The organism is Pseudomonas sp. MYb60, from assembly GCF_002979555.1.
GTDB lineage: Bacteria > Pseudomonadota > Gammaproteobacteria > Pseudomonadales > Pseudomonadaceae > Aquipseudomonas.
The window spans coordinates 1-12,238 of the sequence record NZ_PCOZ01000013.1 but is presented as its reverse complement, the minus strand read 5'-3'; the positions used below and the strand labels follow the sequence as shown (position 1 = coordinate 12,238).

At 63.2% G+C, this 12,238-nt stretch carries 10 protein-coding genes; 8 read left to right on the top strand and 2 right to left on the bottom strand.

Annotated elements, in window-relative coordinates; translation table 11 throughout:
• Window positions 1-18 precede the first annotated feature (18 nt).
• Window positions 19-1,110, top strand: coding sequence for an NADH:flavin oxidoreductase/NADH oxidase (locus tag CQ041_RS19810; protein WP_105524145.1), 1,092 nt, complete (start codon window positions 19-21; stop codon window positions 1,108-1,110).
• A gap of 213 nt (window positions 1,111-1,323) precedes the next feature.
• Window positions 1,324-3,441: a TonB-dependent siderophore receptor gene (locus tag CQ041_RS19805; RefSeq protein WP_105524144.1), complete on the top strand. Its 2,118-nt coding sequence runs from the start codon at window positions 1,324-1,326 to the stop codon at window positions 3,439-3,441.
• A gap of 71 nt (window positions 3,442-3,512) precedes the next feature.
• Here the strand turns inward: CQ041_RS19805 and CQ041_RS19800 are convergent, their stop codons facing one another.
• Complete coding sequence (locus CQ041_RS19800; RefSeq protein WP_105524143.1) at window positions 3,513-4,235, bottom strand: FadR/GntR family transcriptional regulator; 723 nt, start codon at window positions 4,233-4,235, stop codon at window positions 3,513-3,515.
• 48 nt (window positions 4,236-4,283) lie between these two features.
• Window positions 4,284-6,020, bottom strand: a complete 1,737-nt coding sequence (locus CQ041_RS19795) for an IlvD/Edd family dehydratase (protein ID WP_105524142.1) — start codon at window positions 6,018-6,020, stop codon at window positions 4,284-4,286.
• A gap of 190 nt (window positions 6,021-6,210) precedes the next feature.
• On the opposite strand from CQ041_RS19795, the gene CQ041_RS19790 reads away from it, so the two are divergent.
• From CQ041_RS19790 to CQ041_RS19765, 6 genes are all read left to right on the top strand, one after another.
• Window positions 6,211-7,533 (top strand): MFS transporter, encoded by a 1,323-nt coding sequence (locus CQ041_RS19790; RefSeq protein ID WP_105524141.1) that lies wholly within the window; start codon window positions 6,211-6,213, stop codon window positions 7,531-7,533.
• 15 nt (window positions 7,534-7,548) lie between these two features.
• On the top strand, window positions 7,549-8,538 hold the full coding sequence (gene araD1 / locus CQ041_RS19785) for an AraD1 family protein (protein ID WP_105524140.1): 990 nt from the start codon (window positions 7,549-7,551) through the stop codon (window positions 8,536-8,538).
• Window positions 8,539-8,548: 10 nt separating this feature from the next.
• Window positions 8,549-10,129: an aldehyde dehydrogenase (NADP(+)) gene (locus CQ041_RS19780; protein WP_105524139.1), complete on the top strand. Its 1,581-nt coding sequence runs from the start codon at window positions 8,549-8,551 to the stop codon at window positions 10,127-10,129.
• A gap of 36 nt (window positions 10,130-10,165) precedes the next feature.
• Window positions 10,166-11,029 (top strand): SMP-30/gluconolactonase/LRE family protein, encoded by an 864-nt coding sequence (locus CQ041_RS19775; protein ID WP_105524138.1) that lies wholly within the window; start codon window positions 10,166-10,168, stop codon window positions 11,027-11,029.
• A gap of 36 nt (window positions 11,030-11,065) precedes the next feature.
• Entirely contained in the window at window positions 11,066-12,070 is a 1,005-nt protein-coding gene (locus tag CQ041_RS19770) for a substrate-binding domain-containing protein (RefSeq protein WP_105524137.1), read from the top strand.
• Window positions 12,067-12,238 (top strand): ATP-binding cassette domain-containing protein (locus CQ041_RS19765; protein WP_146116085.1); only part of this gene is annotated, 172 nt, incomplete at its 3' end. The genes CQ041_RS19770 and CQ041_RS19765, both read left to right, overlap by 4 nt.

Here is a 12,238-nt window from a genome sequence, read left to right as displayed (position 1 = left end):
CACCTACTGGAGTCCAGCATGGCCGCCTTGTTCGAACCGTTCAAGCTCAAAGACGTTACCCTGCGCAATCGCATCGCCATCCCGCCGATGTGCCAATACATGGCCGAAGATGGCATCGTCAACGACTGGCACCACGTGCACCTGGCCGGCATGGCCCGTGGTGGCGCGGGCCTGGTGGTGGTAGAAGCCACTGCGGTGGCCCCCGAGGGCCGGATCACCCCCGGTTGCGCCGGGATCTGGAGCGATGCCCACGCCGAAGCGTTCGTGCCGATGGTCCAGGCCATCAAGGCCGCGGGTTCCGTGCCGGGGATCCAGATTGCCCACGCCGGCCGCAAGGCCAGCGCCAACCGCCCGTGGGAAGGGGACGACCATATCGCCGCCGCCGATGCGCGCGGCTGGGAAACCATCGCTCCGTCGGCCATCGCCTTCGGTGCCCACCTGCCGCAAGTGCCGCGTGCCATGACCCTGGACGACATTGCCCGCGTCAAGCAGGACTTCGTCGATGGCGCTCGCCGTGCCCGTGACGCGGGCTTCGAGTGGATCGAGCTGCACTTCGCCCACGGCTACCTGGGCCAGAGCTTCTTCTCCGAGCATTCGAACCAGCGCACCGATGCCTATGGCGGCAGCTTCGACAACCGCAGCCGTTTCCTCCTCGAAACCCTGGCCGCCGTGCGTGAAGTCTGGCCGGAAAACCTGCCGCTCACCGCCCGTTTTGGCGTGATCGAATACGACGGCCGCGATGAACAGACCCTCGCCGAATCCATCGAACTGGCGCGCAACTTCAAGGCGGGCGGCCTGGACCTGCTGAGCGTCAGCGTCGGCTTCACCATCCCCGACACCCATATCCCATGGGGCCCGGCCTTTATGGGGCCGGTCGCTGAACGTGTCCGCCGCGAAGCCGGTATCCCGGTCACCTCTGCGTGGGGCTTCGGTACACCGCAACTGGCCGAAGGCGCGCTGCAGGCCGGTCATCTGGACCTGGTGTCGGTAGGGCGCGCGCATCTGGCGGATCCGCACTGGGCGTATTTTGCGGCCAAGGAGCTGGGGGTCGAGCAGTCGTCCTGGACCTTGCCGGCGCCGTATGCGCATTGGCTGGAACGCTATCGCTGATTCAATGGGGCTCTAGCGTCAGATAAAGATCCCAATGTGGGAGGGGGCTCGCCCCCTCCCACATTTTTTTTGCATTGTTCGTGATACACAGTCGTTACACGAAAGATAGTGAATGAGAATAGATATCAATCGTCGATATCTTGTTATACCATCGCGCCGCAAAATCTGGCACGTATGCCGCCCCATCTGGCTCATTCACTAGGTTCATCATTCATGCGTCGTACCCTGGTTTCCATCTGTGTGCTTCAGGCGTTTTCCCCTTTCAGCTGGGCCGCCGTCGAGCCGGTCGAGAAGGCTGGCCTTGAATTGCAAGCCACCAACATCACCGGCACTGCCGACTATGAAACCGCCCAGGGGCCGGTGCAGGGTTATCGGGCCACGCGCTCGGCCAGTGCGACGCGCACCGATACCGCCATTCATGAAACCCCGCAGTCCATCAGCGTCGTCACCAAGGATGTGGTCGAAGACATCGGCGCCACCCGCCTGCAAGACGCACTCGACTACGCCGGCGGCGTTGGCCGTGCCAACAACTTCGGCGGCCAGGGCCTGACCACTTTTACCGTGCGCGGCTTCACCACCGGTGAGTTCTACCGCAACGGCTTCCCTATCAACCGCGGCTACCCGAACATGCCGGACGCCAACACCATCGAGCGCCTCGAAGTGCTGCGCGGCCCGGCCACCACGCTCTATGGCCGTGGCGATCCGGGCGGTACCTTCAACGTGGTATCCAAACAGCCGCTGGCCGAGCGCACCGTGACCCTGGGCAGCCAGTTGAACGATCAAGGCATGCAGCGCGGCACCCTGGATGCCTCCGGCCCGCTGGATGAAGAGGGCCGGCTGGCCTATCGCCTCAATGTCGTGGGCGAGGGCGGCGAGACCTTCCGCGATCACGTCGAGACCGAACGCTACGGCGTGACCCCGGTGATCACCTGGCAGGCCACCGACGCCACCAAGGTGATTTTCGAAGGCGATTTCATGCGCAACAACCACCCGCTGGACCGTGGCCTCACGCGTTTTGCCACGCAGAAAGGCACCGCGTCCCGCGATACCTTCTGGGGTGATAAAGACGTCGGCAAGTTGCACAACGACAACAACATGGCCCAGTTGCGTTTCGAGCACATGCTCAACGACGACTGGACCCTGGGCGGTGGTTTCCAGTGGCTGGACGGTACGCTTAAAGGCAACGCCATCGAGGCCAACGGCCTGGCTGCCGACGGCCATACCCTCAATCGCAACTTCAACTACCGCAAGCTGGAATGGACTGACAAGGACACCCAGCTCAACCTCACCGGGCATTTCTCCACCGGCGGTTTCGAGCACACCTTGCTGACCGGCGTGGAATTCGAGGACTACGACTACAAGTCGATCATCCAGCGTTCCGCCGCCGCCTACACCAGCGATATCTTCAATCCGGTCTACGGCAAGCCGCGTCCTGCCTTGGTCAGCACGCCGACGAATGACAAAGAAAACCTCAAGACCTACGCGGCCTTCGTCCAGGACCAGGTCGCCCTGACCGAGCGTTTGAAAGTGCTGGCGGGTGCGCGCTTCGAGCGGTTTGAGCACAAGTACGAGACGTACGTCGCCAATACCAAGAGCTGGGAAGCGAGCGATAACGCCGTGACCCCACGGGTCGGCGTAATCTACGACCTCACCGAGTCCCTCGCCGTTTACGCCGATGCTGCGCGTTCATTCAAGCCAAACACGGGCGCCACCCGCACGGGTGAAGGCTTTGAGCCCGAGAAGGGCAAGTCGTATGAAATGGGCGTCAAGTGGGAAGCGCTGGATCACCAGTTGAGCGTCGACGCGGCGGTCTACCAGATCGACAAAAAGAATGTGCTGACCACCGACCCGCTGGATACCAGCTTCAGGGTCGCCGCCGGCCAGGTCCGCAGTCGCGGCTTTGACTTGAACGTCGCCGGCAACCTCACCCCCGAGTGGCGCGTGATCGGTGGCTACGCCTATGTGGACGCCAAGGTCACCAAAGACAACACGCTGCGCACCGGTACCCATCTGGCCAACATCCCGCGCAACAGCTTCAGCCTGTTGAACGTGTACGAATTCCAGGATGGCAGCCTCAAGGGGCTGGGTCTGGGAGCAGGCGCGAAATACGTGGATGAGCGCGTCGGCCAAACCTCCAACACGCCGTTCACGATGGACGCCTACACCGTGGTCGACCTGCTCGGCTACTACAAGGTCAACGAGAACGTCCGGCTTAACCTGGACGTGAAGAACCTGTTCAACCGTGACTTTGAAGAAGGCGCTTTCGGCAACTTCTACGCCTACCCAGGCGCGCCACGCACCGTCCAGGTCGGCATCGCCTACACCTTGTAATCACCCCACCTGTAGGAGCGGGCAAGCCCGCTCCTACAGGTGGCTGCCTTTTGCCTGATAGCGCTCGGCTGTCAGAGCGGCGTCAACACATTCATCACCGTATCCAGCGCCACCCGCGTGTCATCCAATTGCACCAGCGACGCATGCCGCGCACCCAGGGCATCACGGTTCTGGATCGCGGTGAGGATCGCCTTGTGCCGGGGCAGGCTCAGGCCCTGGATATCCGGGCGGCGGTTGGTGATGTTGATCGACTCGCGCAGCGGCAGCGACAGCATGTTGCACATGTAGGCCAACAGGTCGTTGCGCGTGGCGTCGGCAATGGCGCGGTGGAAGTCCAGGTCGGCCTGCAACAGGTCCTCGTGGGTCTTCGCGGTTTCCATGCCCGCGTAGGCTTTTTCGATGGTGGCGATGTCTTCGTCAGTCGCGGTGGTCGCGGCCATGGCGGCGATTTCCGGCTCAAGAATGCGCCGCACCCCGGCCAGCGTATTGAAAAACTCGCTGTGGGGCGTGGACTGCATCAACCAGGACAGCACGTCCGGGTCCAGCAGGTGCCACTTCAACCGCGGCCGCACCACCGCACCCACCCGTGGCTTGGAATACACCAGGCCCTTGGCGCTCAGCACCCGCGTGGCTTCACGCAACACCGACCGGCTGACCTGGTATTCCTCGCAGAGCGTGGCTTCCATGGGCAGTCGTTCTTCCGGCTTGAAGCGCCCGGAAACGATGTGCATGCCCAGGTCCTGAACGATCTGGGCATGCTGGCTCTTGCGCGGCTTGGGCGGCTGGTGATCCATGACGACGGGAAGGCTCTGGCTTAAAGACGCGGCATCATAGCATCCCAATTAATGGGAATGCCGTGGGACTTCCGCCCCGCGGCAACCCACCAGGAAGTCGAAGTCGCACCCTTGGTCGGCCTGCAGCACATGGTCGATGTACAACTGGCGATAGCCGCCGACGATGAGTTTCTGCGGCGGCGCCAGGTCAGCCATGCGCGCCGCCAGCTCGGCGTCGGGGATGTCCAGGTGCAGGCGGCCATTGGCGCAGTCCAGTTCGATCCAGTCACCTTCCTTCACCGTGGCCAACGGCCCGCCGGCGGCGGCTTCCGGCGCCACGTGCAAGACCACCGTGCCGTAGGCCGTGCCGCTCATGCGAGCGTCGGAGATGCGCACCATGTCCGTGACACCCTGTGCCAGCAGTTTGGCGGGCAAACCCATGTTGCCGACTTCCGCCATGCCTGGGTAACCCTTGGGGCCGCAGTTCTTCATGACCAGGATCGAGTTGGCGTCCACGTCCAGCTCGGGGTCGTTGATACGTGCCTTGTACATGTCGAAGTTTTCGAACACCACCGCGCGGCCACGGTGCTGCATCAGTTCCGGGCTGGCGGCGGAGGGCTTGAGCACCGCACCCAGCGGCGCCAGGTTGCCGCGCAGCACGCAGATGCCGCCGTCGGCGCGGATCGGGTTGTCGAGGGTGCGGATCACCTCGTCCTGGCCGTAGATCGGAGAATCCTTGGTGTTCTCGCCCAGGGACTTGCCGTTGACGGTGAGGGCATTCGGGTGCGGGATCAGATTCGCTTCGCCCAGGCGGCGCAGCACGGCAGGCAGGCCACCGGCATAGTAGAACTCCTCCATCAGGAAGCGCCCCGAGGGTTGCAGGTCGACGATGGTCGGCATGCCGCGGCCCATGCGGGTCCAGTCGTCCAGGTCGAGTTCGACGCCGATGCGCCCGGCGATGGCTTTCAAGTGGATCACCGCATTGGTCGAACCCCCGATGGCAGCGTTCACGCGAATCGCATTTTCAAAGGCTTCCTTGGTCAGGATCTTCGACAGCTTCAAGTCTTCACGCACCATTTCCACTGCGCGCATGCCAGACATGTGCGCCAGCACGTAACGCCGCGCATCCACGGCCGGGATCGCCGCGTTGTGGGGCAGGGACGTGCCGAGGGCCTCGGCCATGCACGCCATGGTCGACGCAGTGCCCATGGTGTTGCACGTACCAGCCGAGCGCGACATGCCGGCCTCGGCTGCGAGGAAGTCATCCAGGGTGATGGTGCCGGCCTTCACCTGTTCACTGAGTTGCCAGACCACTGTGCCCGAACCGATGTCCTGGCCTTTATGCTTGCCGTTGAGCATCGGCCCGCCGGTGACCACGATGGCTGGCACGTCGCAACTGGCGGCGCCCATCAGCAGGGCCGGGGTGGTTTTGTCGCAGCCGGTCAGCAGCACCACACCGTCGATCGGGTTGCCGCGAATCGCTTCTTCCACGTCCATGCTCGCCAGGTTGCGGGTCAGCATGGCGGTGGGGCGCAGGTTGGATTCGCCATTGGAGAACACCGGGAATTCCACCGGGAAGCCACCGGCCTCGATCACGCCGCGTTTGACGTGCTCGGCGATCTGGCGGAAATGCGCGTTGCACGGGGTCAGCTCCGACCAGGTGTTGCAGATGCCGATAATCGGCTTGCCATGGAACTGATGGTCGGCAATGCCCTGGTTCTTCATCCAGCTGCGGTACATGAAGCCGTTCTTGTCGGCAGTACCAAACCACTGGGCGGAGCGTAGGCCGGGCTTTTTATCAGACATGATCGATTCTCTTATTGTATGACTATATGTTCTGTGCGGCTTAAACATAAGCGCAAAATTGCCGATTTGGAAGAGTTGTTTTGCAAATAGTCATACTATATAGTCGGTCTCAACTGAGGTATGACCCTGGCGGTTTTCCGCGAGAGGCGTCCCCCGAGCTTCTATAAAAACAACAATCGGAGATCGACCCATGAGCCAGGAACTGCGGCTTATTCGGCGCATCACGCTGAAACTGATTCCCTTCCTGATCCTGCTGTACCTGATCGCCTACGTGGACCGTTCCGCAGTGGGCTTCGCCAAGCTGCACATGGGCGCCGATGTCGGTATTGGCGATGCGGCTTATGGCTTGGGCGCAGGGTTGTTTTTCATCGGCTACTTCCTGTTCGAGATCCCCAGCAACCTGATGCTCGACCGCTTCGGCGCACGGCGCTGGTTTGCGCGGATCATGATCACCTGGGGCGCCATCACCATCGGCATGGCCTTTGTACAGGGGCCACACAGCTTCTATGTGATGCGCTTTCTGCTCGGCGCGGCAGAGGCGGGGTTCTTCCCTGGCGTGCTGTACTACATCACCCAGTGGTTCCCGGTGCGTCATCGCGGCAAGATCCTTGGGCTGTTCATCCTCTCCCAACCCATTGCGATGATGATCACCGGACCGGTGTCCGGCGGGCTTCTGGGCATGGACGGCATCCTGGGCCTGCACGGCTGGCAGTGGCTGTTCATCGTGATCGGCACCCCGGCGATCCTGCTGACCTGGCCGGTGCTGCGCTACCTGCCGGACGGCCCCAAGCAGGTCAACTGGATGAGCGAGGAGGAAAAGACCTGGCTCACCGGCGAGCTTGCCAAGGACCTGCAAGCCTACGGCCAGACCCGCCACGGCAATCCGCTGCATGCATTGAAGGACAAGCGCGTATTGCTGCTGGCGCTGTTCTACCTGCCGGTGACCCTGAGCATCTACGGCCTGGGCCTGTGGCTGCCGACCCTGATCAAACAGTTTGGCGGCAGTGACCTGACCACCGGTTTCATCTCGTCTGTGCCCTACCTCTTCGGCATCATCGGCCTGCTGATCATCCCGCGCAGCTCCGACCGCCTCAACGATCGCTACGGTCACCTCGCCGTGCTTTACGTGCTGGGCGCCATCGGCTTGTTCTTCAGCGCCTGGCTCAGCGTGCCGGTGCTGCAAATGGCGGCGCTGTGCCTGGCCGCGTTTGCGATGTTCTCGTGCACGGCGGTGTTCTGGACCTTGCCGGGGCGTTTCTTCGCCGGCGCCAGTGCCGCTGCCGGTATCGCCCTGATCAACTCGGTGGGCAACCTCGGTGGCTATATCGGCCCGTTCGTGATCGGCGCGCTCAAGGAATACACCGGCAACCTGGCATCTGGCCTGTACTTCCTGTCCGCGGTGATGGTGTTCGGTTTGCTGCTCACCGGTGTGGTCTACCGCGTGCTGGAACGCAAGCACGTGCTGCCCGCCGACCAATTCGCCGCCAGCGCCCGTGGCGCTACACGTACTTGATTGAGGAGAAATTGCATGCGTTTGGTTCAGTTCGAATTACACAACGGTGAGCGTCGGGTCGGCGTGGTGGACGGCGCCCAGGTGCGCGAAGTGCAGGGCGCCCGCAGCGTGCGCGAATTGGCCCTGGCCGCCATCGAGGCCGGTATCGGCCTTGCCCGACACGTCGACAGCCTGGGTCTGGGTGCCACCCATGACTACGCCGCATTGCTCGCCGGGCTGAAGATCCTGCCACCCCTCGACCATCCGGACCCGGCCCATATGCTCATCAGCGGCACCGGCCTGACCCACCTGGGCAGCGCCGCCGCTCGCGACAAGATGCACCAGGCCGGCGACGACAGCGCGCTGACCGACACCATGCGCATCTTCAAATGGGGCGTGGAGGGCGGCAAACCGGCGAGCGGCGAGGCAGGCGTGCAACCGGAGTGGTTCTACAAGGGCGACGGCAGCATCGTGGTGCGCCCTGGCGCTGCGTTCCCGGTGCCACCCTTCGCCGACGACGCCGGTGAGGAACCGGAAATCGGCGGCCTTTACGTCATCGGCCCGGACCACAAGCCCTACCGCGTAGGCTTTGCGGTGGGCAACGAGTTCTCCGACCACGTCATGGAGCGCAAGAACTACCTGTACCTGGCTCATTCCAAATTGCGCAGTTGCAGCTACGGCCCCGAATTGCGCGTCGGCGAGTTGCCGCAGCATTTGTCGGGCAGCAGCCGCATCCTGCGCAATGGCGAGGTGATCTGGCAGAACGAATTCCTCAGCGGCGAGGCCAACATGTGCCACAGCCTGGAAAACCTCGAGTACCACCATTTCAAGTACCAGCAGTTCCTCAAGCCGGGCGACGTGCACATTCACTTCTTTGGCACCGCCACCCTGTCATTCGCCGACGGTATACGTACCGAGCCGGGGGATGTGTTCGAGATCAGCCAGGCCGAGTTCGGCGCGCCGCTGGTCAATAGCGTCGGCAGCAGCGACGCGGCATTCGAACCCGGCCAAGTCATCACCTTATAAGGAGCCCCTCATGACCTCGTTTCTCGGCCACAACTACATCGGCGGCCAGCGCAGCGCCAACGGCAGCATCACCCTCAAGAGTGTCGATGCCACAACCGGCGAAGCCCTGCCACAGGATTTCTACCAGGCCACGCCGCAGGAAGTCGACGCCGCCGCCAAGGCCGCCGCGCAGGCTTATCCTGCTTATCGCGCATTGAGTGCCCAGCGACGTGCGCAGTTCCTCGATGCCGTGGCCGATGAGCTGGACGCACTGGGCGATGATTTCGTCGAACTGGTCTGCCGCGAAACCGCACTGCCCGCGGCGCGTATCAAGGGCGAACGCGGACGCACCAGTGGGCAGATGCGCTTGTTCGCCAGCGTGTTGCGCCGCGGTGATTTCTACGGTGCACGCATCGACAAAGCTTTGCCGGAACGCCAGCCGCTGCCGCGTCCGGACCTGCGTCAATACCGTATCGGCCTCGGCCCGGTCGCCGTGTTTGGCGCCAGCAACTTTCCCCTCGCGTTTTCCACGGCCGGTGGTGACACCGCCGCTGCATTGGCGGCCGGCTGCCCGGTGGTGTTCAAGGCTCACAGCGGGCACATGGCAACCGCCGAGCGCGTGGCCGATGCGATCATCCGTGCGGCCGAGGCCACCGAGATGCCCGCTGGCGTGTTCAACATGATCTTCGGCGGCGGTGTCGGTGAAGCGTTGGTCAAGCACCCGGCGATCCAGGCCGTGGGCTTTACCGGTTCGCTCAAGGGCGGTCGCGCCCTGTGCGACATGGCCGCGGCGCGTCCGCAGCCGATCCCGGTGTTTGCCGAGATGTCCAGCATCAATCCGGTGATCGTCTTGCCCCAGGCCTTGCAAGCGCGGGCCGACAGCGTCGCCCGCGACCTCACCGCCTCGGTGGTGCAGGGCTGCGGCCAGTTCTGCACCAACCCGGGCCTGGTGATCGGTATCGCTTCGCCTGCCTTCACCGCGTTCACCCAACAAGTGGCGCAACTGATCGGCGATCAACCGGCGCAGACCATGCTCAACGCGGGCACGTTGAGCAGCTACGGCAAGGGCCTTGAAAAGCTCCTCGCTCACCCCGGCATCCAGCATCTGGCCGGTAGCGCACAGGCCGGCAATCAAGCGCAGCCGCAGCTGTTCAAGGCCGACGTGCGCCTGTTGATCGATGGCGATGAAGTGCTGCAAGAAGAAGTCTTCGGGCCTACCACGGTGTTTGTCGAAGTCGCCGACCAGGCCCAATTGAGCGCCGCGTTGCACGGCCTGCACGGCCAACTCACCGCCACTGTCATTGGCGAGCCGAGTGACCTGCAACAGTTCGCCGAGCTCACGCCGCTGCTGGAGCAGAAAGTCGGGCGCATCTTGCTCAATGGCTACCCCACCGGCGTGGAAGTCTGCGATTCGATGGTGCATGGCGGCCCGTACCCGGCGACGTCAGATGCCCGTGGCACCTCGGTCGGCACCCTGGCGATCGATCGTTTCCTGCGCCCCGTGTGCTTCCAGAATTACCCTGATAGCCTGCTGCCCGACGCGTTGAAAAACGCCAACCCGTTGCGTATCCAGCGGCTGGTGGATGGCACGCCATCGCGAGACCCGCTGTAACGCACGCCTGAGAACAACAACAATCCAGGAGGCACCATGTCGTTTCACGCCGTTACTGCACACCGTGCGCAATTGGGGGAGGGTCCGTTCTGGGACGTGCCCACCCAGGCGCTGTACTGGGTCAACATCGCCGGCCAGCAGGCGCTGCGCCTGATGGGCGGACGACTGCAGGTGTGGCAGATGCCCGAGCCTGTCTCGGCGTTTATCCCCTGTGAACGTGGCGATGCCCTGGTCACGCTGAGCAGCGGCGTGTATCGCCTCGACCTGGACACCGAAGCGCTGACGTTGCTGTGCGTGGCCGACCCGCAAACGGGCAATCGTGGCAATGAGGCGCGCTGCGATGCCCAGGGTCGGTTGTGGCTGGGCACCATGCAAAACAACATTGGCGCGCACGGCGAAGACCTGCCGGTCACGCGGCGCTCCGGCGGCTTGTTTCGCATCGATGCCGACGGCCAGGTCACGCCCTTGCTCAATGGCCTGGGCATTCCCAATACCCTGCTGTGGAGCGATGACGGCGGCCTGGTGCATTTCGGCGACAGCCTGGACGGCACGCTGTACCAGTTTGTGATCCAGCCGGACGGCCAACTCGGGCCCGCCACGCCCTGGTTCGGCCCTCACGAACGCGGCGGGCCGGACGGCTCGGCGATGGACGTTGAGGGTTATGTGTGGAACGCACGCTGGGACGGCAGTTGCCTGCTGCGCATAGCGCCCGATGGGACGGTGGACCGCATCATCGAGCTGCCCGTGAGCCGGCCAACCAGTTGCGTGTTGGGTGGCCCCACGCTCACCACGCTCTATATCACCAGTGCCGCGAGCCCCTTGGATCACCCATTGGACGGCGCGGTATTGGCGATTGAAGTCGATGTGCCGGGTAAACCCTGTCACCGCTTTGCCGGTTAACGCCCGAATTCAAAAACAACAACAAGGAGTCACCGTATGAATCGTCGTCGTGGTATCCGTTCCCTGTGTGCTGCCGCCGTGGCGGTCTCGGCCATGAGCCTGAGCGGGCTGTTGCTGGCCGCTGAAGAAGTGAAGATCGGCTTTCTGGTCAAACAGGCTGAAGAACCCTGGTTCCAGACCGAGTGGGCCTTTGCCGAAAAAGCCGGCAAGGACCATGGCTTCACGGTGATCAAGATCGCCGTGCCTGACGGCGAGAAAACCTTGTCGGCCATCGACAGCCTCGCTGCCAACGGTGCCAAGGGCTTCGTGATCTGCCCGCCGGACGTGTCCCTCGGCCCGGCCATCGTCGCCAAGGCCAAGGCCAACGGCCTCAAGGTAATTGCGGTGGATGACCGTTTCGTCGATGCCAAGGGCAATTTCATGGAAGACGTGCCGTACCTGGGCATGGCGGCGTTTGAAGTCGGCCAGAAACAGGGCGCCGCGATGGCCGCCGAAGCCAAGAAACGCGGCTGGGACTGGAAGGACACCTATGCGGTGATCAACACCTTCAACGAACTCGACACCGGCAAGAAACGCACTGACGGTTCGGTCAAATCCCTGGAGGAGGCCGGCATGCCCAAGGATCACATCCTGTTCACCGCCGCCAAGACCCTCGACGTACCCGGTAGCATGGACGCCACCAACTCCGCGCTGGTGAAACTGCCCAGCGGCGCGAAGAACCTGATCATCGGCGGCATGAACGACAACACCGTGCTCGGTGGCGTGCGTGCCACCGAAAGCGCCGGCTTCAAGGCCGCCAATGTGATCGGCATCGGCATCAATGGCACCGACGCGATTGGCGAGCTGAAAAAGCCCAACAGCGGCTTCTTTGGTTCGATGCTGCCTAGCCCGCACATCGAAGGCTACAACACCGCGAAAATGATGTTCGACTGGGTTACCAAAGGCACCGAGCCGCCGAAGTACACCGCCATGGATGAAGTGACGCTGATCACCCGCGAGAACTTCAAGGAAGAGCTGACCAAAATCGGGCTGTGGCAATGACCGCTGCGGCCCTGCGGTTTGACGGCATCGGCAAGACCTTTCCTGGGGTCAAGGCGCTGGACGGCATCAGCTTCACCGCCCAGCCCGGGCAGGTGCACGCGCTGATGGGCGAGAACGGCGCGGGCAAGTCCACGCTGCTCAAGATTCTCGGCGGCGCCTACATCCCCA